24 protein-coding genes are annotated in these 25488 nt (G+C 70.3%); 9 read left to right on the forward strand and 15 right to left on the reverse strand.

Translation table 11 applies throughout. The features are described 5' to 3' along the window. Positions 1–60: 60 nt before the first annotated feature. Complete coding sequence (locus OG858_RS17150; protein WP_086753241.1) at positions 61–744, reverse strand: ATP-binding protein; 684 nt, start codon at positions 742–744, stop codon at positions 61–63. A gap of 237 nt (positions 745–981) precedes the next feature. On the opposite strand from OG858_RS17150, the gene OG858_RS17155 reads away from it, so the two are divergent. Further along, entirely contained in the window at positions 982–1830 is an 849-nt protein-coding gene (locus tag OG858_RS17155; protein WP_327749545.1) for a helix-turn-helix domain-containing protein, read from the forward strand. Further along, complete coding sequence (locus OG858_RS17160) at positions 1827–2042, forward strand: DUF397 domain-containing protein (protein ID WP_086753237.1); 216 nt, start codon at positions 1827–1829, stop codon at positions 2040–2042. The genes OG858_RS17155 and OG858_RS17160 overlap by 4 nt, the downstream gene beginning before the upstream one ends. 182 nt (positions 2043–2224) lie before the next feature. On the opposite strand, the gene OG858_RS17165 is transcribed toward OG858_RS17160, so the two are convergent. From OG858_RS17165 to OG858_RS17185, 5 genes are all read right to left on the reverse strand, one after another. Then, complete coding sequence (locus tag OG858_RS17165; protein ID WP_086753235.1) at positions 2225–2602, reverse strand: hypothetical protein; 378 nt, start codon at positions 2600–2602, stop codon at positions 2225–2227. After that, positions 2599–3078: a hypothetical protein gene (locus tag OG858_RS17170; RefSeq protein WP_086753233.1), complete on the reverse strand. Its 480-nt coding sequence runs from the start codon at positions 3076–3078 to the stop codon at positions 2599–2601. The genes OG858_RS17165 and OG858_RS17170 overlap by 4 nt, the downstream gene beginning before the upstream one ends. Before the next feature lie 184 nt (positions 3079–3262). Next, positions 3263–4453 carry a winged helix DNA-binding domain-containing protein gene (locus OG858_RS17175; RefSeq protein WP_319064947.1) on the reverse strand — a complete coding sequence of 397 codons (1191 nt, stop codon included), beginning with the start codon at positions 4451–4453 and terminating at the stop codon, positions 3263–3265. 100 nt (positions 4454–4553) lie between these two features. Beyond that, positions 4554–6059, reverse strand: coding sequence for a hypothetical protein (locus OG858_RS17180; protein ID WP_328544740.1), 1506 nt, complete (start codon positions 6057–6059; stop codon positions 4554–4556). Positions 6060–6362: 303 nt separating this feature from the next. Further along, positions 6363–7205 carry an alpha/beta fold hydrolase gene (locus OG858_RS17185; RefSeq protein WP_328544739.1) on the reverse strand — a complete coding sequence of 281 codons (843 nt, stop codon included), beginning with the start codon at positions 7203–7205 and terminating at the stop codon, positions 6363–6365. Positions 7206–7652: 447 nt separating this feature from the next. Between OG858_RS17185 and OG858_RS17190 the strand changes: the two genes are divergently transcribed. The 3 genes from OG858_RS17190 (at position 7653) to OG858_RS17200 (ending at position 9555) form a co-directional block, all read left to right on the forward strand. Then, positions 7653–8456: a ribonuclease domain-containing protein gene (locus OG858_RS17190; RefSeq protein WP_328544738.1), complete on the forward strand. Its 804-nt coding sequence runs from the start codon at positions 7653–7655 to the stop codon at positions 8454–8456. 262 nt (positions 8457–8718) lie between these two features. Further along, complete coding sequence (locus OG858_RS17195; protein WP_328544737.1) at positions 8719–9180, forward strand: barstar family protein; 462 nt, start codon at positions 8719–8721, stop codon at positions 9178–9180. 72 nt (positions 9181–9252) lie between these two features. Beyond that, complete coding sequence (locus tag OG858_RS17200) at positions 9253–9555, forward strand: hypothetical protein (RefSeq protein ID WP_319064952.1); 303 nt, start codon at positions 9253–9255, stop codon at positions 9553–9555. A 197-nt stretch (positions 9556–9752) separates the two neighbouring features. Here the strand turns inward: OG858_RS17200 and OG858_RS17205 are convergent, their stop codons facing one another. After that, positions 9753–10736: a GlxA family transcriptional regulator gene (locus tag OG858_RS17205; protein ID WP_328544736.1), complete on the reverse strand. Its 984-nt coding sequence runs from the start codon at positions 10734–10736 to the stop codon at positions 9753–9755. 173 nt (positions 10737–10909) lie between these two features. Between OG858_RS17205 and OG858_RS17210 the strand changes: the two genes are divergently transcribed. Beyond that, complete coding sequence (locus OG858_RS17210) at positions 10910–11494, forward strand: protease (RefSeq protein ID WP_328544735.1); 585 nt, start codon at positions 10910–10912, stop codon at positions 11492–11494. Between the two features lie 48 nt (positions 11495–11542). Next, complete coding sequence (locus OG858_RS17215) at positions 11543–12043, forward strand: hypothetical protein (RefSeq protein WP_037703760.1); 501 nt, start codon at positions 11543–11545, stop codon at positions 12041–12043. A 103-nt stretch (positions 12044–12146) separates the two neighbouring features. On the opposite strand, the gene OG858_RS17220 is transcribed toward OG858_RS17215, so the two are convergent. The 4 genes from OG858_RS17220 to OG858_RS17235 all read right to left on the reverse strand — a co-directional run bounded on the left by OG858_RS17220 (position 12147) and on the right by OG858_RS17235 (position 16243). Then, the gene (locus tag OG858_RS17220) at positions 12147–12515 is read right to left on the reverse strand and encodes an Mth938-like domain-containing protein (RefSeq protein ID WP_086749167.1); all 369 of its coding nucleotides are present in this window, start codon (positions 12513–12515) and stop codon (positions 12147–12149) included. Positions 12516–12593: 78 nt separating this feature from the next. Beyond that, positions 12594–13058: a hypothetical protein gene (locus OG858_RS17225; RefSeq protein WP_319263653.1), complete on the reverse strand. Its 465-nt coding sequence runs from the start codon at positions 13056–13058 to the stop codon at positions 12594–12596. Positions 13059–13243: 185 nt separating this feature from the next. Beyond that, complete coding sequence (locus OG858_RS17230; protein WP_319316195.1) at positions 13244–14716, reverse strand: MFS transporter; 1473 nt, start codon at positions 14714–14716, stop codon at positions 13244–13246. A gap of 174 nt (positions 14717–14890) precedes the next feature. Further along, the gene (locus tag OG858_RS17235; protein ID WP_086749160.1) at positions 14891–16243 is read right to left on the reverse strand and encodes a DUF445 domain-containing protein; all 1353 of its coding nucleotides are present in this window, start codon (positions 16241–16243) and stop codon (positions 14891–14893) included. A 237-nt stretch (positions 16244–16480) separates the two neighbouring features. Here OG858_RS17235 and OG858_RS17240 point away from each other — a divergent pair, with 237 nt between their 5' ends. Beyond that, the gene (locus OG858_RS17240) at positions 16481–17806 is read left to right on the forward strand and encodes an SGNH/GDSL hydrolase family protein (protein WP_319316189.1); all 1326 of its coding nucleotides are present in this window, start codon (positions 16481–16483) and stop codon (positions 17804–17806) included. Between the two features lie 346 nt (positions 17807–18152). Here OG858_RS17240 and OG858_RS17245 read toward each other — a convergent pair whose 3' ends face one another. The 4 genes from OG858_RS17245 to OG858_RS17260 are packed head-to-tail and all read right to left on the reverse strand — an operon-like array spanning position 18153 to position 21791. Further along, a complete protein-coding gene (locus OG858_RS17245) occupies positions 18153–18995 on the reverse strand; it encodes a DUF1707 SHOCT-like domain-containing protein (RefSeq protein ID WP_319316186.1) in 843 nt (280 codons plus the stop codon). Between the two features lie 34 nt (positions 18996–19029). Further along, a complete protein-coding gene (locus OG858_RS17250; protein ID WP_086749157.1) occupies positions 19030–20037 on the reverse strand; it encodes an ABC transporter ATP-binding protein in 1008 nt (335 codons plus the stop codon). A 34-nt stretch (positions 20038–20071) separates the two neighbouring features. After that, positions 20072–20998: an ABC transporter permease gene (locus OG858_RS17255; RefSeq protein ID WP_328544734.1), complete on the reverse strand. Its 927-nt coding sequence runs from the start codon at positions 20996–20998 to the stop codon at positions 20072–20074. Beyond that, positions 20991–21791 carry an ABC transporter permease gene (locus OG858_RS17260; protein WP_319316178.1) on the reverse strand — a complete coding sequence of 267 codons (801 nt, stop codon included), beginning with the start codon at positions 21789–21791 and terminating at the stop codon, positions 20991–20993. The genes OG858_RS17255 and OG858_RS17260 overlap by 8 nt, the downstream gene beginning before the upstream one ends. A 1283-nt stretch (positions 21792–23074) precedes the next feature. Here OG858_RS17260 and OG858_RS17265 point away from each other — a divergent pair. Continuing rightward, the gene (locus tag OG858_RS17265) at positions 23075–25480 is read left to right on the forward strand and encodes a transglycosylase domain-containing protein (protein WP_406201711.1); all 2406 of its coding nucleotides are present in this window, start codon (positions 23075–23077) and stop codon (positions 25478–25480) included. Positions 25481–25488: the final 8 nt, after the last annotated feature.

The following is a 25488-nucleotide window of genomic DNA, read 5'->3' on the forward strand; positions in this document are numbered from 1 at the left end:
CCGACAACAGAGCTGACACCTCCTGTCGGTCCCGCGAGCCGGCTCTCCGCGTCCGATCGGTCAGCTCCGCCGCTTTGCCGGGCGGTTCCGGGGCGAGCACGGTGTCGCTGCGGTTTCCCGGATCTGCGACTCGAACCGGGTCTGGGCGTGGTCCAGAACCTCGTCCGGATCTTTGCCGTGTGCCCGAAGCCAGTGCAGAAAGTCAGTGATCACGCCGATCACCGCTTCTTCGGCCATGGTCGTGCTCAGCCTGCTGTCGATGGTCGAAACGGGTGGCGACTTCGTCGTGGCGTAGACGTCGAGCAGCTTCTCGGCACGCGACACACCAGAGCCACCTCCCTGACCGGTCGGTGGCATGATCCCCGTGCCCAGCTCACACCAGGTGACCTTCCGGCCGCTGCGGAACTGAACGCCCCAGCAGTCGGCCACGGCATCGACGAGGGCCATGCCGCGCCCACTCTCCGAATCGGAATCCGCGGCCATGAGCGTGGGCAGGGCACGCGTGTCGGGGTCGTGGACTTCAATGCGCAGGTGCGTGCCACTCATCGAGACCGCGAGTGTAGCCGGAGTGCCATGACCGACGTGTGTGATGACGTTCGAGACGAGCTCGCTGACGCAGAGTTGAGCCTCGTCGACGACCTCATGCAGTCCCCAGAATCCCAGGTGGAGCCGCATCAGGCGCCTCAAGGCGCCGACTTCCTCAGGGTCGGCCGTGAAGGTCAAGTCCCACGGTTGCCGAGACATACACGGTTCCTGGATCACTCAGACCTCTTTCGTCGTATGTCGACACCACCCCGCCCTCACGTGCCCAACGGAGTGTCACACCAACTCACGGTGAGTGGTGTCGGCAGCAAGAATGCAGCCGACTCATCCCGGCATGCAATGTGCACGGCGGGATTCCCACTTCCGAGTGATTGGCAGGCACACCTCTAGGCGCGAGACTGAACGCCCGCTATTCGACAGATGATTGAAAGGGTTGAGATGGCCGGTTCACCGACGGCGCGACGTCGCCGTCTCTCGATCGAGCTGAAGAAGCTTCGCGAGAAGAGCGGGCTCACGTGCGCCCAGGTCGGCGCGGCGCTGGACTGGAGCGGCTCCAAGGTCAACCGCATGGAGACGGGCAGCGGCCGGGTCCAACCGTCCGACATCGATGCCCTCTGCCGGTTCCACGGCACGAGCGACGAGCTGCGCGAATTCCTCAAGTCACTTGCCCGGCAGGCCAAAACCCGTGGTTGGTGGCAGGTGCACGGTGCAGGCGTTCCCGAGTGGTTCAACATCTACATCGGGCTGGAGCAGGACGCCTCCGCGCTCCGCCAGTACCAGTGCGAGTTGCTGCCCGGCCTTATGCAGATCGAGTCGTATGCCCGTGAGCTGCACACGACGGGTGCACACATGTCCGCCGAAGACATCGACAGGGCCGTGCGCGTTCGTCTGGAGCGCCAAGCCATGTTGACTCGTCCCGACGCCCCCGATGCCTGGTTCATCGTGAACGAAGGTGCCGTGCGGAATGTCATCGGGGATCGAGCACTGATGCGGGAGCAGCTCGAACGCGTCCTGGAATCGGCTGAGTTGCCGACCGTGACCCTCCAGGTCCTCCCCTTCGACTCAGGCACCTGTCCGGCCACGGGCTCATTCACGATGCTCGGCTTTCCTGCTCCGGAAGACCCGGATCTGGTGTATCGAGACGGCATCACCGATGCCGTATATCTGGAAGGCGAGCATCATGTTCGTGAGTACACCAGGGCGTTCGATGGCCTGCGAGCCGCAGCACTGAGCCCTCAACGCTCAGCCCAGTTGGTCAAATCCATCCTGAAGGAATTCGCCAGATGAGCATCGCAGAGGCCGGCGCCGACGATCGTCCGACGTGGTTCACGTCGTCGTACAGCAACGGCGCGGGGGGCGAGTGCGTGGAGTGCGCGATATCCGCTGATCGCACACATGTACGCGACTCCAAGATCGGGGGAGGGCCCGTGGTCACTGTTCGGAGTGACAGTTGGCGTTCCTTCGTGCGGGGCTTGGCAGGTAAAGAGCCGGTGTGCTGACTTGATGGGTTCCGTACTCCACGCACGAGGCCTGAGGGAGCACAGGCACCAGTACAGCCTGTGACTGGCTTTTCGATGCGGGGGACCCGATGCCCATTGATCGGTAGCGGCAGAGCGGGGCGTGGCGGACCTCGGCCGTTGATCCCTGCCGTACTGTTCCGCACCTCGTCCGCTGTGCGGAATCAGCTCTTGTCCGTGGTTCTCGGGTGCCCCGTGCCGGCGAAGGTGATCCAGCAGGTGTCGCGGGCTGTGTCCAGGAGGTACCAGACGCGACCGCCGCCGGTCACCTCCATCTGCCACTGCTCGCAGGTCTGTCCGCGGTGGGTTCCGTGCGCCAGAGCGCCCTTGAGCCGGTGGTGCCGGGGTGTCTCGATCGTCGGCCTGGGGTCGGTCCGTATGGTGACCCAGGCTCGGTAGGTGTTCTCCCGGGCCTGCTGGGCGAGGCTCTCCCAGCCTCTGGCCGAGTCCGCGTCCGCGTCCGCGTCCGCGTCCGCGAAGCGCACTTCCCAGTGGCCGTGTGGTGCCGGTGGTGCGGCGCGGTCTCCGCGGCCCGCGGTCATGCGATGTCCCGAGGGTCGGGTACCGAGCCGTAGTCCTCGGAGTGGTGCCGGGTGAGCGCGGCGAGGAGTTCGGGGTCGGAGTAGACCTCCGCGGTGTGCTGCCAGGCGATGAGCAGCTGGGCGACGGACGCGGTGTTGCCGATCGAGTCGGCGGCCCGCATGGTGTCGACCAGTTCGACGGCGAAGGCGTGGAGATCGGGCTCGGGCAGGAAACGGACCCATGGGAAGGCGTCCGACAGTATGTCGAGGAGCAGTTCCATGCTGCCGGGCTCTCGGCGAGCCATCGCGGCCAGCATCCGGGTGGCCGCGGACACCACGGTCTGGTCCTGCTCGGCCCGCGCCGCGGTGGTGAGGACCAGGTCCTCGCCGTCCCGGCGGTGCAGGAGCAGTCTCGGTGATTCCTGGAGCCGGGCCAGCGTCTGCTTGTTCTTGTTCACCAGCTCGGAGAAGTTCACGGTGGCGCTCTCGGTGCCCATGACTTTGAAAGTACTTCGAAATTCGCGCGGGCGCCATCACTCGAAAGAGCGGCGCGGGAGCAGTGGAGCGTCACACACCTCACGTGCGACCGACCGCCTGCGGCCGTCCCCGGCGCCTCCGTACGACGGCCGTCGCTCCTACGCCGCTCCAGTTCCTGGCAGCCGCACCGGGGGCATCACGTGGTCAACCGGCGGGGAGCAAGCGCGTCTCTGCGGTGTCTGGAAGGGGCTTGGCCCACCAGTGGTCGTAGCGGCGGTAGGGCGTGGGGTCGGCTCGGGCCGTGAGGAAGACCTGCAGGGCGGCGGCCTCCTCGGCGAGGGCGCCCCAGACCGGGTCCGGGAGCGGGTGGAAGGCCGTGGCTTCGATTGCCCCGCCGACGGGGCGCCAGACGCCCGCCACATACCCGTCCACCAGCAGCGTCGGCAGTACGTCGCCGTTCATGCGGGTCACGTACTTGCGGTACTCGGCGGGGAGGACGCGGCCGCGGTCGGCGTACGCCAGGAGGGTGCTGTCCCACATGGCCATCAGGCGGGGTGGGGCGGGGGTGTCCTCCGGTGGGCGGGGGGCGCCGGGGAGGTCGTACAGCGGGGTTTTGCCGTCGGGGGCCTGGAGTACTTCGAGTTCCTCGGACAGTGGCTGCAGTGCCGTCCTGATCCGGCGCTGCTGGACCAGCGCGAACTGGGCCATGTCCGCCACCGACGCCGGGCCGAAGCCCTGGAGGTAGCGGCGGATCAGGGTACGCAGGCCGTCGGTGGCCGCGTCCGGGTCCGTGAGTGCCGGTCGGGGTGAGGCCGCCACGTACGACTGGCGGGTGTCGAAGGACCAGGGGCCGCCGGTGGGGGCGTGCCACAAGGGCGCGTAGTGGCGGAGCATTCGGTGGGCGGCGGTGTCCGGCGCGGTGGTGGCGTCCGGCGCGGTGGTGCCGAGGTGTTCCTCCAGCCAGGTCCTGAGTTCGGCGGCTGTGCGCGGGTGGCCGTCGGCGTATGTCAGGAGGGGTGGGAGGAAGGTATCGGCGTCGGCGGGCGTCAAGCCCGAGGCACGGTAGCGGGGGTCACCCAGGCGGGAGCCTCGGAGGGTGGGCTCCATGGCCTCGCGGAAGGGCCCGTAGTCGTCGGCGTGCACGGTGTGGACGGTGATGCGCATCAGCGTCGCCCTGACCAGCCGGTGGTCGGTCATCGCCGCGTCCAGGGCCGTCGGGTCGAAGGGGGCGAGGCGGTTCCAGAGGGCGATGTACGGGGAGGCCGGCTGCTGGGCCTGGAGGGCCACGATTCGGCGTACCGCCTCGACGACGTCCAACGGCTCCCGTTTGAGGAGGAGTTGACGGGCGAGAGTGGCGCGGTTGAGAGCGCGGGCGGTGAGCTTCCTGGTCCCCATGGTGCGATTCTCCTGCACCGGGGTCCGACGCAGCAGGCCCTGCTCCGCCCCCTACGTGGGGGGCGGAGCAGGGCCTGTGGGGAGCAAGGGGCGCGACCTGTTACGTCGTCTTCGCCTCGCCCTTCGTCAGCAGCCACTCCTCGTGCAGGGCGCCGAGGGGGATCTTCGTCTGGAAGATCGGGGTGCCGAAGATGGAGAGTTGGAGATTGAGCGTGCCGGTGAGGTCGATGCCGCCGTACAGGGCCCAGGAGCCGGAGGCCGAGCCCGTGCCGTCCGCCGAGCCTTCGGCCTTCGCGTCGGCCTCGGCGCGGAGGTAGGGGGCAACGTCGGCGGTGACGCCGACCGTGCCGTAGAGGCCGATCGTCGCCTCGGCGCCCAGCGCGGCCTTGACGTCGCCGACGGCGGTGACCGTCGTCTTCAGGGGCTCACCGGTCATGTGGGACTCGCTGACGCCCTGCCAGCCCTTGGACCAGGTGAAGTTGCCGCCGACGCGGAAGTCGCCCTTGAGGTCCTGCTCGACGTCGACCGTGACGCGGCCGTCGGCGTCCACCTGGAAGTAGCAGACGAGGTCCAGGTTGACGACGATCGGGACCGGGCCGACCTGGATCACGGGGTCGGCGTGCAGTTCGGCGAAGGGGATACGGATCGGCTTGCCGTTGGTCGAGCCGGCCGCGCGGCCCTTCAGCGACCACTGGGAGGCCCAGTCGCCGGTCAGGCCCAGGAACGCGCCGCCGGGCGAGGAGCCCGTGCCGGACCCGGAACCGTCGTACGAGAAGGCGACCTCGGGGGCGAGCTGGACGAAGCCCTCGACCGACGCGGCGGCAGAGGCGGGGGCGCCCGGGGCGGTCTCCACGGCGGCGCCCACGTCGATGCGCAGGCTGCCCAGCGGGAGCTTCGCGCCCTCGGGGCCGAAGGTGAGGTCGCCGGTCTTCGCCCAGGAGACCTTCACGCCCTGGACGAGCGGGTCGACCTCCAGGGTGGACGGGTCGACGGGGACCTTGCCGTCGGCCTCGCTCTCGCCCAGGACCGAGTTGAGCTTGGCCGGCTCGGTCTCGACCGTCGTAGCGCCGTCCGCCGCGGTCTCGACGATCCCCGTCACCTCGGCCAGTACGCCGTCGGGGGCACCGGGGGCGGGGGCGCTGGCTATGACGTCGCCGACGGCCACGGCGGCCTTCGGCTTCGCGGGCTCCCCACCAGGGGTCGCGCCCGGGTCGGTGTCGGAGTTCTCACCGGAGTCGTCGGGGGTTGTGGTCGCCGTCTCCGACGGCGTCGCCGACGGCTCGGCGCCCGCGCCGGACGGCGGTGCGGCGATGACCGTCCGGCCGCTCTTCCTGTCGTAGGAAGCGACCTTGAGCGCGGACTTCTTGGCCTTGCCCTGGTCGGGCGCGTTCGCGTCGGCGACGGCGGTGGGGGTGGGGTCGCCGTTCGGGGCGGCGACGACGGCGAGTTGTTCCTCGGCCGCCCCGGGGTTTGGGGTCTCGGCCGTCGTGGCGGCCGCCTTGTCGGCGGCGGCGGGGGAGTTGGTGGAGCAGCCGGTGGCCAGCAGGGTCGCGACGGTGATCGCCGACAGTGCCGAAACCAGGGCATGTCTTCTGAGCTTGTACACGCGTGAGTCCTCGGGAGCGGTGACAAGGGGGCTGCGCTGCAGGAGGGATGGCCAAGGCGAAATGACGGGAACGACATGCCGTCATGGCGCCATGACGAATGACGAATGACGGTGAGCAGGTGCGAGTGGAGAGTTGGCACCTGGCGGTGGGGGGCGGGCCGTGATGGCACAGCGGTCCTCATGACCGTGCGCACACGACGGTTACCCCCCAGTAGCCATGCATGAGCATGCCAGGCCTACGGGGGCGTCGCGAACCACTTCCCCCACGCCCCGGAGGTGACGTGAGTCACATTCCCGGGAGGCTCAACTATCGTCCGCAGGAAGGGAGTTGAGGAAACCGGCCATCGCCGCATACAGCCGCTGCGGCTGGTCCAGGTGTACGTCGTGGCCCGCGTCCTCGATGACGGCGAGGTCGGTCCTGGCGTCCGGGGCCCGCAGGGCAGGCATCCTCGCGGCGTCGGCCGCCCGCATGGTGCCCCGCGCCCCGCGTACGACCAGGGCGGGGCAGGTGGTGGCGGCCCACTCGGGGTCGTACGACGATTCGGCCAGCTCCTCGATCGCGGCGAGCATCGTGGCGCGGTCGACCCGGGGGTGCCAGCCGTCGGGGCGGCGTTCGAGGTTGCGGGACCAACTGGCGTGACCGAAGAAGTGGGTTGCCCGGGAAGGGGAGTCGAAGGGGGTGGGCCAGCCGTCCATCCAGGCGGCGATGTGGGTGCGGAGGGCGGGGTCGGGGGCGCCCGGGCCGGCCTCGATCAGGATCAGGGAGTGGATGAGTTCCGGGTGGGCGGCCGCGGCGAGGAAGGCCGCGTGACCGCCGAGGGACTGGCCCACGAGGGTCAGGCGCGCCTGCCCGTGGGCGTCCAGGCCCAGTTCGCGGATCACCGTCACCGTGTCCCGCACGCAGGCCGCCCTGCTCATGTCCGCCGGGCGGCCGGTGCTCGCGCCATGGCCCCGGGCGTCGTACGTCACCACGCGGTGGCCCTGCGCCAGGAGCGGCGGCAACAGCTCGTCCCACTCCCCCAGGTGACCGGCGAGGCCGTGCAGGAGGAGGAGGGTGCGGGCGGCGGACTCCTGCCCCGGGGCGTGGTCGCGGTAGGCGAGGCGGATGCCGTCCGGGGCAGTGAGGGAGCCGGTGGTGGCGTGCATCGGCTGATGGTTGCCGTACGGCCGGGCAGGAGCAACCGAGTTGGCCGTCACGGCGCACGCACCGGCAGCCACCCCTCGGTGATGTGAGCACGGGCACAGCGGGACTCGATCCACCCTTACCCATCCTGACCAGGTAAGACATCGCCACATTCGACAGGAAACCTGATATTACCCGTGGGTCGGGATGTTTGACCCTGGCGAACCGTGCGCTTGCTGAGAAGACTCGCCGTACCGCACGCGATCACCGGTGATCAGGCCGCACACACCTCGCCCGGACAACTTCCGGAAAGCAAGAAACCGCCCGTGCGAGCCCGTGCGAGCCCGCCCGCAAGAACCCGTCTGCGAACCCATCCGCGAACCCGTCTGCAAGAGCCCGTTCACAAGAACCCTTCTGTCCGGGCGGCTTTGACGACCTGTCACGGATTCACGCACGAAGGAGTCTTCCGCATGACTTCGGAACGAATAACAGCCGCCGAGCCGGTCGGCGCCACTCGCCACAAACGTCGTTCCCGCTGGCTCAGCGGGAAGTTCCTGGCCCTCTTCCTCGCCATCGCGACCGTCCTGGGAGGCGTGACCCTGCTGACGACCGAGTCGCAGCAGAAGGCGAGCGCCGCCGTGGACGACGGCAACGGCTTCACCTTTCCCGGCCGCCTCGAAGAGATGGTCGCGTTCTGGGCCACCAAGGCCTGGCCGACGAACAAGGCCACGTCCTCGGAGCAGGACTCGAACGGCGTCACCGCCTTCATCTACCGCGGCGGCAACTACGGCGACCGGGACGGCCAGCTCACCGCGTTCATCCAGGCCAACTTCCCCAACGCACAGACGCCGACCTTCAACGAGTACGACATCGACTTCCGGCCCACCCGGAGGACCGCGCGCAACGCCGACCGGATCGTCCGTGACTCGACCAACGGCTTCATCTTCTTCACCGACGACCACTACGCCAACTTCCACCTGTACGCCTACCAGAACCTTCCCGACGTGGACGACGCCCAGCCGTCGATGCCCGACAACACCTTCACCGTCGACAACTCCCTCACTCCGGTCGTGGAGGAGACCGCCGGTGACCCGCCCGCGGGCGGCGACCGCGGCGGCACACCGGACCCGCTCGTCTTCACGCCCATCGAGGACCCGGACTTCGAGATCGCGAACAACGATCCGCTGGGGCAGGCCGACGAGACGGGTGACCTCATCTACCAGCAGATCGGGGCCTTCCTGCTCGGCGCCCTGCTGCTCATCGCCAGCGTGTGACGATCGAGAACAGGACCATGCCCGCCAGGACCGGGACCGGGACCGGGACCACCGGAACCGAGACCGGGCAGGTCAGGACCGGAACCGAGACCGGGCGCTGATCGCACGGGCACAGGACCAACGCGCCGAAGAACGGGTGCTCCGCGGTACCTTCCTCCGCGGAGCACCCGGCGGCGGCAGCGGCGCGGTCCCGGCCTGCCCGAAGCACGACCCCGTGGACTCCGGGCTCGCGGCCCCCTTTCGCCATCAGCGAGGACACCTCATGCACTGGCTGGAACTGACCGTCGACGAACCACCGGGAGAGGTTCTGCCCGTGGTGATCCGTGGCACCGGCTGCCGCACCAGCGCGGAGCTCTTCGCCGCGTGGGCCCAGGCCCTGGATTTCCCCAGCCACTTCGGGCACAACTGGAACGCCTTCCATGACTGCGTCTCGGAGCGGGCGCTGTGGCACTCCGACCCCGACGGGCCGCCCCCCGCGGGCCCGCTGACGATCCTGGTCGAGGACGCGTTCCTGCTCCTCACCGACGCGCCTCCCCCGGAACTCGAGGTCCTGCTCCAAACCCTCTCCGACGCCGCCACGGTCGCCGACGACGACGAGGACGCCGGCGTGTACCCGGACGGCTTCAGGCTCCATGTGCTGCTGCGCGACACCCCCGACCGGCTTCGCGTCCTCGCCCGCCGCGTCCGGGCCGCGGACCCGAACCGGGCTCCCCGAGGAAAGTAATGGGCGTACGGGACCGGCGCCGTCCGAGGATTAGCCTCGACCGACAGCGATCAGGAGCGGCAGGAGGCAGGGATGGCGAAGGTTCCCACGGCGGCGGTGGCCGCGAGCGGGCTCATCGGTGGGTACGGGGTGGCCCGCTGGACGAAGAAGCGGCCGCTCGGTGGGGTGGTGCTCGCGGTGGCCGGGGCCGCCGCGGCTCAGCAGTGGCAAAAGGCTGCCGGAGGCAAGGCGGCGGGGGCGCTGACCGCCGGGTATGTGGCCGCGTTCGCCGGGTCGCATCCCCTGGCAAAGAAGGTGGGGGCCTGGCCTGCGGTGTTCGGGGTGGCCGGGGTGGTCGCGGCGGCCTCTTGGGTGGTGGCTGACCGCAAGGGGTAGGGGTTGCACCGGTCGGGTGATGCGGGTCGGGTGGTGCGGGTCGGGTGGTGCGGGTCGGGTGGTGCGGGTCGGGTGGTGCGGGTCGGGTGGTGCGGGTCGGGTGGTGCGGGTCGGGTGGTGCGGGTCGGGTGTGGTTGCTCGCGGCCACGTGTGCGGAGCCGCACGATGTCACAGCCCCGCCCCTGACTTCGCCGCGGTCACTCCCTTTCAAGGGGGGTGGCTTCGTCGCGGTCACTCCCCCTGAAAGCCCGCCGGTACGCGTACGGGCTCGTCCCCACCACCCTCTTGAAGCGGTCCCGGAACGCCGTCGGGGAGCCGAAGCCCGCCTGGGTCGCGACGCGTTCGATCGTGTGGTCGGTGGACTCCAGGAGGTACTGGGCGCGGCGGACCCTCGCCCGGTGCAGCCACTGCAACGGCGTCGTGCCGGTCTGTTCGCGGAAGCGGCGGTTCAGGGTGCGGGCGCTGGTGCCGGCGTGGAGGGCGATGTCGTCCAGCGTCAGATCCCGCTCCACGTTCTCCTCCAGCCAGCGCAGGAGGGGTTCCATCGTCGCGCCGGCGGGAGCCGGGGGCTGGTCCTGGACGATGAACTGGGCCTGGCCGCCCTCCCGTTCGAGGGGCATGACACACATCCGGGCGGTGAACGCGGCGACCGCCGAGCCATGGTCCTTGCGGATCATGTGCAGGCACATGTCCATGGCCGCGGCGGCGCCCGCCGAGGTCAGGAACTGGCCGTTGTCGACGTAGAGGACGTTCGGGTCGACGGTGACCTCGGGGTGGCGGGCCGCCAGATCGGGGGCCGCGATCCAGTGGGTCGTGGCGCGCAGTCCGTCCAGCAGGCCCGTCGCCGCGAAGAGGAACGCGCCGACGCAGATCGAGGCGATCCGCGTCCCACTCGCCGCCGCCGCGTGCAGCGCCTCCGTCACGCCCGGCGGCAGCGGCACGGTCGGGTCGGCCGTCCCCGGCAGGATGATCGTGTCGGCCTCGGCCAGCGCATCGAGGCCGTACGGCGCCCGCACGCTGAACGGTCCCGCCTTCACCTCCCCGTCCCCCTCCACCGAGCAGACCCGCACCCGGTACGCCTCCCGCCCGTCCGGCAACCGGGCCCAGCCGAAGGTGTCGATGGGGGCGGACAGGTCGAAGGGGATCACATCGTCCAGCGCCAGTACGGCCACGGTGTGCATGGCGGGAGTTTAGGCCTGCGCCTGATTTCCGCCAGGCGCTCCGACACTGGTCCGTCACGGACTCACCCCTCCGACACGTCCCGGTCCACACCCCGGCGAGTCTGGCGAGAATCCGTTGACCTCTGGCAATCCCGCCACTTCTACGAGATCGTTCCGCGCCCTACCGTCCCACCGTGACCAAGTTCCTGCTCTCCCTCCACGTCCTCGCCGCGATCATCGCCGTCGGGCCCATCACCGTCGCGGCCAGCATGTTCCCGCCGAGCGCGCGCAAGGCGCTGGCCGAACCCGGAAGCGAGCGGGCGGTGTCGGCCGTACGGCTGCTGCACCGGATCTGCCGGGTGTACGGCGGTGTGGGCATCGCCGTGCCCGTGCTCGGCTTCGCCACGGCGATGAGCATGGGGGTGCTGAAGGACGCCTGGCTGATCGTGTCGATGCTGCTGACCGCCCTCGCGGCCATGGTCCTGCTGGCGCTGGTGCTGCCCCGGCAGGAGGAGATCCTGGAGAGGATCGGCGGAAGGGGCGGGATCAGGACAGTCGACGGAACCGGGACGGCCGACGGAACCGGGACGGCCGACGGGACCGGGATGGCCGGTGCGACCGGTACGGCCCGCGAGACCGGGACCGCCGACGGGACCCGTACTGCCGTCGGAGTCAAGGCCACCGCCCAACTCGCCATGTTCACCGGGGTGTTCAACCTGCTGTGGGCGACGGTCACGATCCTGATGATCGTCCGGCCCGGTTCGACCACGGGGGCCTGACTCCCACCCGACTTCCCAGCGGTGCTCGCGTGGGTGCATGATCCGGCCATGCATCCACAGCAGTCGCCCTCCCAGGCCTACCTCGCCTCCGTGGCCGCCCGTCTCGCCGCCGACGAATGCCGTACCTGGTGGGAGGAGTGGGCCGGGGTGCCCGTGCTCGTCGGGCGCCGGGCCGACTTCAGGTGGAGCTGGATGGGGACGAAGCTGCACCTGTTCACGGTGGCAGCGGCGGTCCAGGAGATAACCATCCCGACCATCGAGACCTTCACCGACCAGGTGCTGACGTACGCGAAGAAGACGAAGGGCGGCCTGCCGGCCGGGATCCAGAACGGCATCGGCGCGTTCCCGGTGCTGGTCAGCGACCGGGTGGACCCGGCGGCCGTACGGTGGGCGGAGGCCCAGCAGCGCAACAAGTGGGCCTGCATGGCCAGGCCCGTCGTGGTCGACAGCACCCAGCAGTACGTGGGCTCCTACCACGGCACGCCGGTCGTCGGCCTCGCCTACTCCTCGTACTTCGAGGACAAGGCCCGGCGGTACTTCTACGGCTGAGTGCGCCCGAGTGCGGCGGCCGGGCGGGCGAGCGGCACCGACAACACTCAACCGCTCAGCCCCCCAACCGCTCAGCAGGTCAGCAGGTCAGCAGGTCAGCAGGTCAGCAGGTCGAGTGGAACAGGCCGCCGACGGACTCCCCCTCGGCCGCCAGTCGGTTGTACAGATCGACGGCATCCTTCGTCTCCTCGATGTGCGCGGTGACGCCCGCCTCACGAAGCAGCAGCGAGGTCTCCGGCATCGTCTTCAGCCGCCGGTCCATGCCCTCGCTCAGGACGACGACCGTGCAGCCACGGTCGAGGAGTTCGCGTACGTCCGCGGGCTGGATGCCGGGCTCGTGGCGGGTGCCGTGCTCGCTCCAGTCCCAGGCGTGCCCGCCCCCGGGGTAGAGGACGAAGTCCTTGCCGTCCGCGAGCCCTTCGACCTCCATCCGTCCCCATGAGACGTGCGTGATCAGCGGCGATCTCTTCATCGTGTCCCCTGTACGTCGTCGCGCGAAGGCGATCAGTTTGTCAGCCCCGATCAACCACTCCTGATCCGCTGCTCCTGATCAGCCACATCCACCGCTCCTGATCAGCCACTCCTCGTCGGCCGTCTCCGTCCGGAAGCCCCGTGCCACCGACGCCGCCACCAGCACCCACGCGCCGAGCACCAACGTGAAGAAGGCCCAGGACAGGGGCCAGACGGAGGCGTCCAGGGGCTCGGGGTGGGTGTGGAAGGAGGTGTACATCAGGGCGGACGGCGGGACGGCGACCAGGAGCACCGGCCAGGCCAGGGCGTCCCGGTGGCCGAAGTAGGCCGCGAGGAGCAGCAGGACGAGGGCGAGGGCGACGACCCCCGTGACGGTCACGGGGGTCGTCTCCGAGAGGGAACCCTTCAGTTCGGGCCGGTTGTTCAGGTCCCACGGAAGGCAGAGGCGGTACGCGGCCGCGGCGAGGGCGGCGCCGAGCAGGCGGGTCAGCCAGCGTTCCGGCCAGGGGCGCGTGCGCAGGGGGCGGAGCAGCTTCTCGGTCATGCGTACGAGGGTTCCTGGGCGGGCGCCGGGCCGACAGAGTACGGATACTCAGTCCGGCCTACTCACCCATACCCAGAGGGGCAGCGCCCGAAGGGGCGCGGGGAACTGCGCGGCCAGCCACGACGGCGCCGCGCGCCGCGCGCCGCGCACGACCAACCGCCCAACCCGGCGCCCTCGGCGGAGCGTCACGCCCTCGCCGACAGTGGCTCGGCGATGTCCTCCAGGGAGCGCCGCTCCGCACGCACCGCGAGGAACGCCGCCACCAGGCCCGCCGCGCACATCAGAGCCGCGCCGATCCGGAAGGCGAGGACGGTGTCGGAGACGACGCCGGACTCCGTCAGCTCGGCGAAGATCAGCGGGCCGCTGATGCCGCCGGCTGCCGTGCCGATGGCGTAGAAGAAGGCGATGGCCATCGCGCGGGTCTCCATGGGGAAGACCTCGGAGACCGTCAGATAGGCGCTGCTCGCCCCGGCCGAGGCGAAGAAGAGCACCACGCACCAGCAGGCCGTCAGGGTCACGTCGTCGAGCGAACCCCGGCCGAACAGCCAGGCGGTGACGAAGAGCAGGACACCGGACAGCAGATACGTCGACGAGATCATGATCTTGCGGCCGACCGTGTCGAACAGCCTGCCGAGCAGGAGGGGGCCGAGCAGGTTGCCGGCGGCGATGACGGCGAAGTAGTAGCCGGTGTCGGAGGTCGGGACGTCGTAGAACGTGGTGAGGATCGCGCCGAAGCCGAAGGTGATCGCGTTGTAGAGGAACGCCTGGCCGATGAAGAGGGAGAAGCCGAGGATCGCGCGGCGGCGGTACTGGGAGAAGACCGTACGGGCGATCGTGCCGAAGCCGATGCTCTCGCGCTGATGGACGGTCATCTCGCTCTCGGCGGGCGGCAGCGCGCGGCCCTTCTCCGCCTCGACCTGCTCCTCCGCCTCCCCCACCAGCCGTTCGGCCTCCTGTTCCCTGCCGTGGATCAGCAGCCAGCGGGGACTCTCGGGGACGTTCCGGCGGACCAGCAGGATCACCAGGCCCAGCACCACACCGAGGGCGAAGGTCAGCCGCCAGCCGACGTTCGCCGGGAAGAGGTCGGTGTTCAGGGCGACGATCGACAGCAGCGAGCCGCCGATCGCGCCGAGCCAGAAGCTGCCGTTGATGACGATGTCGACGCGGCCCCGGTACTTGGACGGGATCAGCTCGTCGATCGCGGAGTTGATGGCCGCGTACTCGCCGCCGATACCGAAGCCGGTGAGGAAGCGGAAGAGGAAGAACCACCAGGTGGAGAAGGAGACGGCCGTCAGCGCGGTCGCCGCCAGATAGACCAGCAGGGTCACCATGAACAGCTTCTTGCGGCCGAACCGGTCGGTCATCCGGCCGAAGAAGAGGGCGCCCGCACAGGCGCCCGCCACGTACAGCGCGGCCGCCATACCCGTGACCTGCGCGGATGTGATGGGCAGTCCGCTGCCCTCCTCGGAGAGCCGGCCCGCGATGTTGCCGACGACGGTCACCTCCAGACCGTCGAGGATCCACACGGTGCCGAGGCCGATCACGATCGTCCAGTGCCAGCGGGACCAGGGAAGACGGTCCAGGCGCGCCGGTACGGCAGTGGTGATCACACCGGGCGAGCCTGGTGAACCCGGTGACTGCGGGTCGGTGACGGACATGGGCTGGGGCTCCCTCCACGTCGAGCGAACCCGATCCGTGTGCCCCGACGAGCAGTTACTACGCCCCGCCACTCACCGCTCGCCGCTCGCCGCCCGCCGCCCGCCACTCGCCACTCGCCACTCACTGGTCGTCCGCCCGGCCCGCCGGACGAACACCCGTGCGCGCGCCGCCTCCTACGCCCCCAGCGCCCGCGACACCGTGTAGATCAGCAGGCCCGCCAGGGAGCCCACCACCGTGCCGTTGATCCGGATGAACTGCAGGTCGCGGCCGATGTTGGCCTCGATCTTCTTCGTGGTGTGCTCGGGGTCCCAGCTCGCGACGGTCTCGGTGATGAGGGAGGTGATCTCCGCGCGGTAGGTGGTCACGACGTGCACCGCCGCACCCTCGACCCACTTGTCGACCTTGGCCTGCGCGCTCGGCTCGGTCGCCATCCGGGTCCCAAGCGACAGCAGGGACGTGCGAACCCGCAGCCGCAGCTCGCTGCGCTCGTCCTCGGCGGCGGACACGATCATCGACCGTACGGCCGTCCAGGCGGAGGCGATGAGGTCCTGGACCTCGCCCCGGCCGAGCACCTCGCCCTTCAGCCGCTCCACCCGCGCGCGGGTGTCCGTGTCGGACTGGAGATCGGTGGCGAAGTCGGTGAGGAAACGGTCGAGGGCGCCGCGCGCCGGGTGGGTGGGCGAGTCACGCATCTCGGTGGTGAAGCGCAGCAGTTCCTTGTAGACCCGTTCGCCGATCCTCCGGTCGACGAACCGGGGGGTCCAGCCGGGGGCGCCGCCCTCGACCGCGTCCATGACCTGCTCGTCATGGAGTATCAGCCAGTTCTGGGCGCGGGCGCAGACCAGGTCCACGATCCGCCGGTGGCCGCCGTCGGTGACGACCTTCTCCAGCATCTTGCCGATACCGGGCGCGATCTCCTGGGCGTTCGCCCGACGCGTGATCGCCTCCCCGACCACGGCCTGCACGTCCGAGTCGCGCAGCACGGTCAGGGCGCCCCGGAGCGCGGTCGCCAGCTCGGCCGTCACCCGGTCGGCGTTCTGCGGCTCGGCGAGCCACGCGCCGAGCCGGCTGCCGATGCCGACGGCCCGCAGCCGCTGCCGTACGACATCGTGGGAGAGGAAGTTCTCGCCGACGAACTCACCGAGCGAGACGCCCAGTTGGTCCTTCTTGGTGGGGATGATCGCGGTGTGCGGGATGGGCAGCCCGAGCGGATGCCGGAACAGCGCGGTCACGGCGAACCAGTCCGCGAGCGCACCCACCATGCCCGCCTCGGCGGCCGCCGCGACATAGCCGGCCCACGCTCCCGCGCCCTCGTGCGAGGCCCACTTGGCCAGCACGTACACCACGGCCACGAAGAGCAGGAGCCCGGCCGCGATGAGCTTCATCTGCCGGACGCCCCGCTGTTTCTCCTCGTCGGCGGCGCTGAAGGTGGTCATGGTGCGATGCGAAGCACGCGGCTCGGCGCTCACCGCCGCCGCTGCCGCTCCTGACGTCTCCGCCGCGTCTTCCGCCTTCGTACGGTCCATTCACTCCACCCGTTCCTGTCCCCCGTACACATTGTCCGCTCTTCGACGCTTCAACTCTTGGTGACGTACTCCATAGACCTACTGACACCTACTCCTGGAACGGAACAGGAGTTCCCCGCGTCTGTCCGGGCGGGGGAACCGATGGGGGTTCTCGCAAGCCGCCCCCACCCCATGCCGCATCATGGGGTGATCACATCGGAGCCTCGGGGCTCCACAGCCCGAGGAGTCACACACCGCATGACCAGGCAGCACGGTTATGCACTTCTGGCGGCCATCGCCGCCCTGGTCGTGGCGATCTCGGCCGCGATCTACACCGGCGTCGGCATCGACGACGGCACCCCCCGCCAGGAGACGTTCGCCCGCGCGCCCCGCAGCAGCGCCGCCCCCGCCTCCACCGGCGTCTGGGTCGGCGCCTGGGCCGCCTCGCCGAGCGGGTCGGAGCCGGGCACCGAGTCGGACGGCCTCGCCGGCCAGTCCGTGCGCAACGTGGTGCACACGACCGCCGCCGGTACGAGTGCCCGGGTCACGCTGTCCAACCTCTACGGCCAGCAGCCGCTGACCATCACTCACGCCTCGCTCGCCGTGGCCGCCTCGACGGACACCCCGGCCGCGGCGGCCGACACCATGCGCCGCCTCACCTTCGGCGGCAACCCGAAGGTCGTCATCGCGCCGGGGCAGCAGGTGGTGAGTGACGCCGTACGGGTGGCGATCCCGCACGACAGCGACGTACTGATCACCACCTACTCCCCCACCCCCTCCGGCCCGGCGACCTACCACGCGCACGCCCGGCAGATCTCCTACACCGCCGAGGGCGACCGGGCCGAGGACGTCACCGGGGAGCCGTACACCACACAGTCCCTGCACTGGCGTTATGTCACCGCCCTGGACGTGCTGAGCAACGAGTCCGACGGCACGGTCGTGGTCCTCGGCGACTCGCTCACCGACGGCGTCACCTCCACGGTCGGCGAGAACCGGCGCTGGACGGACGTCCTCTCCGGCCGTCTCCGCGCCGCGTCCGGCTCCTCCGGCACACCCCGCTACAGCGTCGTCAACGAGGGCATCAGCGGCAACCGCGTCCTGACCGACGGCAACGGGCGCCCCGCCGAGAACCCCAGCGGCCTCTCCCGTTTCCAGCGGGACGTCCTCGGCCGAACGGGCGTCAAGGCCGTCGTCATCGACCTCGGCGTCAACGACATCCTCAAGAACCCCGGCCAGGCCGACCCCGCCGCCATCACCGCCGGCCTCCGCAGGCTCGTGAAGCAGGCCCACGCCCGCGGCCTGCGCGTCGTGGGCACCACCCTGATGCCCTTCCACGGCCACCGCGGCTACTCCGACCAGCGCGAATCCGTCCGCCAGGCCATCAACGCCACGATCCGCTCCGGCGACGTCTTCGACACCTACGTCGACTTCGACAAGGCTCTGCGCGACCCCTACGCCCCCCGCCGCCTCCGCCCCGACTACGACTCGGGCGACCACCTCCACCCGAGCGACAAGGGCTACGAACAGATGGCGGAGGTCTTCGACCTGGCGAAGCTGAAGGGTTCGGCACCGGCAGAGCTATAGGCAGCGCCGCCGTCTTCCAGGGGCGCGGGGAACTGCGCATCTTCCAGGGGCGCGGAGAACTGCCCATCCTTCAAGGCACGGGGACGGCGCGCATCCTTCAAAACACGGGGACTGCGCGCATCCATCAAGGGCGCCCGCGACTGCGCATCCTTCTCAAGCGCACACTGCGCATCCTTCAAGCGCACAGGGACTGCGCGCATCCATCAAGGGCGCCCGCGACTGCGCACCCTTCTCAAGCGCACACTGCGCATCCTTCAAGCGCACAGGGACTGCGCGAGCGACCACGACGCACCCGCACGCGCAGCCGAGAGCGGGCCCGGTCGGCCCGGTCGGCCCAGTCTGCCTACTATTCCCGCCGCCGCTCCCGTTCCTTCTCGCGTCGTGAGCGCACCGCCTCTCGGACCTGGTCCTTGGCCTCACGATGCGCCTCGTGCATCTCGTGCGCATGGTCACGATGGGACGCCTGCAGCTCCCGCCGTGCCGCCCGGCGCTCCAGCCGCTCCTGGCGCCGCGCCTCCTTCAACCGCTGCCGCTCGGCCTTCGGGACCTTGCGCTCGACCCCGACCCCGCCCCAGAACGCGAACCCGGTGATGATCACGCGCGGAGCGCCCGGCTCCCCGGGTACGCCCTCCTCGCTGTGGTCGAAGCCGCCCATGATCCCGAAGCCCCGGACGACGACCTCGACGCCGGGCGGCACGATCACATTGACCCCGCCCATGATCGCCACGCAGTTGATCGTGACCTCACGGTTCGCGAAGTACGCGTCCCGCAGGTCCAGTTCACCGCCGCCCCAGAACGCGAAGCAGTCGAACCGCTCGGGCACGGTCCAGCGCCCCTTGCGCTCGAACCCGGACATGACCGCGACGCCCCAGGTGGACGTACCGTCACCGCCGACGACCCGCTCCGGCCAACCCACGTCCGCCGCAGGCCCCTTGACCAGCGAGACGGACGGCGGCGGCACGACCGTCGGCGGTGCCACGGCCCCCGCGCCTGGCAGATCACGGGTGATCGGGGCCAACTCGCCGTACGTCCGCGCCTTGTACGTCGCGTCCAGCCGCTCCTCGAACTCCTCCATGTCGAGCCGCCCCTCCGCGAGGGCGTCCCGCAGCTGCTCGGAGACTCGTTCACGATCGGCGTCGGAGGCACGAAGGTCCGCGGCGGCCGGAACATCCGGCAGGTCGTCCGTCATACGAATCAGCCTACGAGGAACCCCCCGCACCGTGCTACGACACGGCCTGCCCCGTCTCCCCCGCCCGCTCCGCCACTCGCTCCGCCTGCTGCGCGTACATCTGGGCGATGACGGCCTCGATGTCCGGCTCCCGTACCGACAGGTCGACCAGCGGATACTCCGAGGCGATCCGCGCCACCAGCGGGGCCGCCGACTCCGACGCCGGGAAGGCCAGCCACTGCCGGGGCCCCTCCACCCGTACGACCCGGGCGGGCGCGGCCTCGATCGGCGGCAGCTCGCGCTCCAGGTCGACGACGAGGGTCCGCTCACTCTCGCCCACCTCGTGCAGCCCGGTCAGCGGCCCGTCGTACATCAGACGCCCGTGGTCGATGACCATCACCCGGCGGCACAACTGCTCGATGTCCTGGAGGTCGTGCGTGGTGAGCAGCACGGTCGTGCCCTGCTCGGTGTTGAGTTCCTTGAGGAACTCCCGGACCTTGGCCTTGCTGATGACGTCGAGCCCGATCGTCGGCTCGTCCAGGTACAGCACCTCGGGATCGTGCAGCAGGGCCGCCGCGATGTCCCCGCGCATGCGCTGGCCGAGCGAGAGCTGCCGTACGGGCACGTCCAGCAGGGCGCCCAGTTCGAGGAGTTCGACGCAGCGGTCGAGGTTCTCGCGGTAACGGGCGTCGGGGATGCGGTACATGCGGTGCATCAGCCGGTAGGAGTCGATGAGGGGGAGGTCCCACCACAGGGTCGTACGCTGCCCGAACACCACCCCGATACGCCGGGCGAGCCGCGTCCGCTCGCGGGACGGGTCGATGCCGGCGACCCGCAGCCGACCCCCGCTCGGGGTCAGGATGCCCGTCAGCATCTTGATGGTGGTCGACTTCCCGGCGCCGTTCGGCCCGATGTAACCGACCATCTCCCCTCTCGCCACCGTGAAGGAGATCGAGTCGACCGCCCGCACCTCGTGCCGCTCCCGGCGCATGAACCCGGTCTTCTTGCGGACGTCGAAGACCTTCTCCAACTGGTCGAGTTCGATGAACGCGCTGTCTGCCACGCTTGGCCTCACGGTTGGCTTCACGGTTGGCTCCCTAACTCCCCGTACTCCGATACGAACGCAGCCCCGCCCGCCACGCGACCCCCGCCAGCGCACAGCAGGCCACGCCGACCAGCGGGGGTGCGAAGGCCAGCCAGGCCGGCAGGTCGAGGGGGTAGGGGCGGCCCAGGATGTACAGCCCGGGCACCCAGTTGACGAAGGCGAGCGGCAGGACGAAGGTCACACCGCGCAGCAGGTCCTTGGCGAAGAGGGCCGGCGGGTACTGCAGCAGGGTCGCGCCGCCGTACGTGAAGGCGTTCTGCACCTCGGAGGCGTCCTGCGCGACGAACTGGAAGGCCGCGCCCCCGATGAACACCGCCGCGAAGATCAGTCCGCCGCTGCACACCATCAGCGGGATCATCAGCACCTTGACCGGTGTCCAGGCGATGTCGAGCGTGGTCAGGGCGTACCCGAGGACGAACAGGCCCTGGCTGACCCGGCCGAGGCGGCGCAGCGCGAACTTGTCGGCGGCGACCTGGGCGAGCACCGGGACCGGGCGGACGAGGAGGGTGTCCAGCGTGCCGTCGCGGACCCGGCGGCCGAGCCGGTCCATGGAGCCGATCATCAGATCCGCGAGCCCGAAGGCGACGGCGGAGGTGCCGTACAGCAGGGCGATCTCGGGCAGGGTGAAGCCGCCCAACTCGTCGACCTGGGAGAACATCAGCAGGATCGCGACGAAGTCGAAGGAGGTCGCCGCGAAGTTCCCGAAGGTCGTCATGGCGAAGGAGGCGCGGTAGGCCATCGTGGAGCGGATCCACATGGCGGCGATCATGCGGTAGGCGCGCAGCCCGTCACGGACACGGCGGTACGTGCCGTACTCGCCGAACGGGTTCTCCGCGGCCGACTCCTCTGCCCGCGCGCCCGCGCGTCCGCCCGCACGCTCACTTGGCCGATCGTCCGCGCGTTCGTCGAGGTCAGCCACCCTGGACCACCACCTTCCGCGTCGCCGCCGACTGGATCAGCCGCCCGACCACCAGCAGCACCGCCGCCCAGGCGAGCTGGAAGGCGTACGTCCCCCACGGGTCGGCCTCGCCCAGCAGGACGTCCGCCGGGGCCTGGAGCAGCGCGGACCAGGGCAGGAGGCGGGCGAGGTCGCCGAGCGCGCCCGGGAAGACGTTCAGCGGCAGGAGCATCCCGGAGAAGAAGACTCCGGTGAGCCAGGTGATCTGCATCGCTCCGGCGCCGTCGAGGAGCCAGAACGCCCACAGGGCCACGATGTACCGGATCGCGAAGCTGACGAGGGCCCCCAGGGCGACCGCGACGAGACAGGCGAGCCAGGGCAGCGGTCCCGGGGGCAGCGCCAGGTCGAAGAAGAGCGCGCCGCACACCATGGGGACGACACCGCGTCCGAGCAGCTGGAACAGGGCCCGGCCCATGTCCGCGGCGAGCCACCACATCTGGAGGTCGACCGGCCGGTACAGGTCGACCGCGATGTCCCCGGTCCGGATCCGCTCGATCAGCTCCTCCTCGAACCCCACGCTGCCCAGCACCATCACCGCGAACATGGCCTGGCCGACCCATACATAGGTGAGGGCCTGCGCCTGGTCGTAGCCGCCCAGGTGGGGCTTCTCGTGCCAGAGGGCCAGGTAGGTGTATGCGAGGATGAAGCCGAAGACGGTGTTGGTGAACACCCCCGCGGCGGTGGCCACCCGATATGTCGCGTACCGCCTGAAACCACCGGCGGCGACGGCGGCGTACAACCGCCCTGTGCCCACGAGGAAACCCCCATCCGCTGCGAAGAGTTAGGCGAAAGGCCGAGGCCTGGACCGATTCGGGCCGAAGCGAAGAAGCCTAGTCCGCGGCCGGTGGGGCCTGCCAGGCGTTTTCGGGGGCGGACGGTGGTGCTCGTGTGGTGTGCGGGGCACGTGTCGGGATCCGGGAACGGATCGAGCGGTACGAGAGTCTTTACTCAAGGGCACAGAACCGGCCCGGAGCGGGCGCAAAGCGTACGAGTCCGTACGGAAATGAACGTACGACGCGAAAACAGGAGCACGGCAGCACGATGAGCGACGAGCCGCAGCCGAAGCGGAACGGCCCGGGCTGGGCACCGAGAGACCCGGAGCGACGCACTCCGGGCACGACTCCGGGGTCCGGCGACAGCGCCGCCAAGGGGAACACCGACCCGAAGCCCGGCACGACGCCGGGCGGGAGCGCGGACACGGCGCCCAGCGGGGCGCCTGACGCGGCCTCCCTCCGGAGGCCTGACGCGGCGTCCGGCGGGAAGCCCGACGCGCCATCCGCCGGGAAGCCCGGCACGACGCCCGGCGGGAGGCCGGACGGAAAGCCCGGCACGCCGCCCGGCGGAAAGCCTGGCGGGCAGTCCGGTGCAGCGCCCGGCGCACCGTCCGGTGCGGCACCCGGCGCGCGGTCCGGTGCGGCACCCGGCGCGCGGTCCGGTGCGGCACCCGGCGCGCGGTCCGGTGCGGCACCCGCTGGACAGTCCGGTGCCGTGCCCGGCAGGCAGTCCGGTGCGGCGCCCGGAGCAAAGCCCGGCTCGGCTCCCTCCGGCTCGGCTCCCTCCGGCTCGACACCCCTCGGCTCGGCTCCCGGCGGGAAGCCCGGCACGGGATCCGCCCGGACGCCTCAGGCCAAGCCGACGCCGACCTCTGACGGCAAGCCTGTCGGGGCCCGTGACGGCAAGCCCGCCGGGCCTCGTGACGGTCGGCCGGCCGGGACCCGCGACGCCAAGCCCGTCGGTGCGCGTGACAGTGGCCCCGCCGGATCCCGGTCCCCGGACGCCAGACCCGTCGCCGGACGCGACGGCACCCCCGCCGGAGTCCCGGACGCCAGGGCGGCCAGGGCCGCCAGAGCTGCCAGGGCCGCCGGCGCACAAGGCGGCACCGCCGCCCCCCGGACGCCCGCCGCGGCATCCGGCACGGCATCCGGCGCCGCCGCTGACGACACCCCCACCACCACCCTGGGCATCACGCCGGGCCGGAAGTCCGCCGCGGCGGCCACGCGGCCCGTGGGCGACACGCCGACCCAGGCCCTGGGCGTCATCTCCGCAGGAAAGGCCACCGCCACCGCCGCCCCGGCACCCGCCGCCGCGCCCGACACCACGCCCAGCCCGGCGGCCGGGGGCGGCAAGGCGGAGAAGGGCAAGCGGCCCAAGCGCAAGGGGTGGAGACGGCTGTTCCCCACCTGGCGCATGGTGCTCGGCGCCTTCGTCATCGGGCTCATGCTGATCGTCGGCGCCTTCGTGCTGGGCTACAACATGGTCCACATCCCCAAGGCGAACGCGTTCGCGACCAAGCAGAGCAACGTCTACCTGTACGCGGACGGAAGCCAGATCGCCCGCGACGGCGAGGTCAACCGCGAGAACGTCCCGCTGTCGAAGGTCTCCAAGGCCGCGCAGCAAGCCGTACTGGCCGCCGAGGACCGCGACTTCTACTCCGAGCCGGCCATCGACCTCAAGGCGATGGCCCGCGCGGCCTGGAACACCGCGACCGGCAAGGGCAAGCAGTCCGGTTCGACGATCACCCAGCAGTACGTGAAGAACTACTACCTGGCCCAGGACCAGACCGTCACCCGCAAGGCCAAGGAGTTCTTCATCTCGATCAAGCTGGACCGCGAGGTGACCAAGGACGAGATCCTGGAGGGCTACCTCAACACCAGCTTCTTCGGCCGCAACGCCTACGGCATCCAGGCCGCCGCCCAGGCCTACTACGGCATCGACGCCGACGAACTCACCGCCGAGCAGGGCGCCTACCTCGCCGCCCTGGTCAACGCGCCCAGCATGTACGACGTCGTCGCCCACCCCGAGAACAAGAAAGCGGCCGTCGCCCGCTGGAACTACGTCCTCGACGGCATGGTCAAGGAGGGCTGGCTCGAGCAGTCCGAGCGGACCGGCGCGAAGTTCCCGATGCCGAAGCAGGCCACCACCTCCACCGCCTTCTCCGGCCAGCGCGGCTACCTCGTCGAAGCCATCAAGTCGTACCTCATCGAGCACAAGATCATCGACGAGAAGGCGCTGGAGAACGGCGGTGGCTACCGCATCACCACCACCATCCAGCCCAAGATGCAGGACGCCTTCATCAAGGCCGTCGACGACCAGCTGATGGACAAGCTCGACAAGAAGAACCGCAAGGTCGACAACTACGTCCGCGCCGGCGGTGTCTCCATCGACCCGAAGACCGGCAAGGTCATCGCGATGTACGGCGGCATCGACTACACCAAGCAGTACGTGAACAACGCGACCCGCCGCGACTTCCAGGTCGGCTCCATCTTCAAGCCCATCGTGTTCACCTCCGCCGTGGAGAACGCCTCCAACAACCAGAGCGGCCAGGCGATCACCCCGAACACGGTCTACGACGGCACCAACAGGCGCCCCGTGACGGGCTGGAGCGGCGGGACGTACGCCCCCGAGAACGAGGACTACGTCAACTACGGCGACATCACCGTCCGCCAGGCCACCCAGAGCTCCGTGAACTCGGTGTACGCGCAGATGGCCGTGGACATCGGCCCCGAGAAGGTCGAGAAGACCGCGATCGACCTCGGCGTGCCCAAGAACACCCCGGACATGAACCCGTACCCGTCCATCGCCCTGGGCACCGCCACCGCGAGCGTCCTCGACATGACGGAGGCGTACGCCACGCTCGCCAACCACGGCAGGCACGGCACGTACACGATGATCGAGAAGATCAGCAAGGACGGCGAGGTGGTCGACGTCCCCTCCACCGAGTCCACGCAGGCCGTCAGCCGCAAGGCCGCCGACACCACCACCTCCGTCCTGCAGAGCGTGGTCCAGAGCGGCACCGCCACCGCCGCCCAGTCCTCCGGCCACCCGGTCGCCGGCAAGACCGGCACCGCCGAGGAGGACAAGGCGGCCTGGTTCGCCGGCTACACCCCCGACCTCGCCACCGTCGTCTCCGTCATGGGCCAGGACCCCAAGACCGGCGCCCACAAGCCGCTGTACGGCGCGATGGGCCTGCCCCGCATCAACGGTGGCGGGGCGCCCACGGAGATCTGGGCGCAGTTCACCAAGACCGCCCTCAAGGGCAAGAAGGTGAAGGACTTCGACCTCGACCTCCAGGTCGGCGCCGACGTCGTCTACACCCCGCCCAGCACCCCCGCCGACGAGCCGGGCGCCACCGGCGACGAGGAGACCGCCGGCGCCACGGGCGACGAGGAGACCGGCGGCCCGACGGACGAGGACACCGGCGACGGCACCACCACCGGCGGCACGCCCACGACCGACGGCGGGACGACGTCCACCGGCGGCACGGCGACGGACGGAGGTACCACGTCCACCGGCGGCACGGCGACGGACGGCGGCACGACGTCCACCGGCGGCGCCACGACCGACGGAGGCACGACCTCCAGCGGCGGCGCCACGACCGACGGGGGCACTACGGACGGCGGAGCCACCACAGGGGGCGAGACATCGGTGGGACCGTTCGGGTAGCTACGGCT

Origin of the sequence: Streptomyces europaeiscabiei, assembly GCF_036346855.1 — a bacterium.
GTDB lineage: Bacteria > Actinomycetota > Actinomycetes > Streptomycetales > Streptomycetaceae > Streptomyces > Streptomyces europaeiscabiei.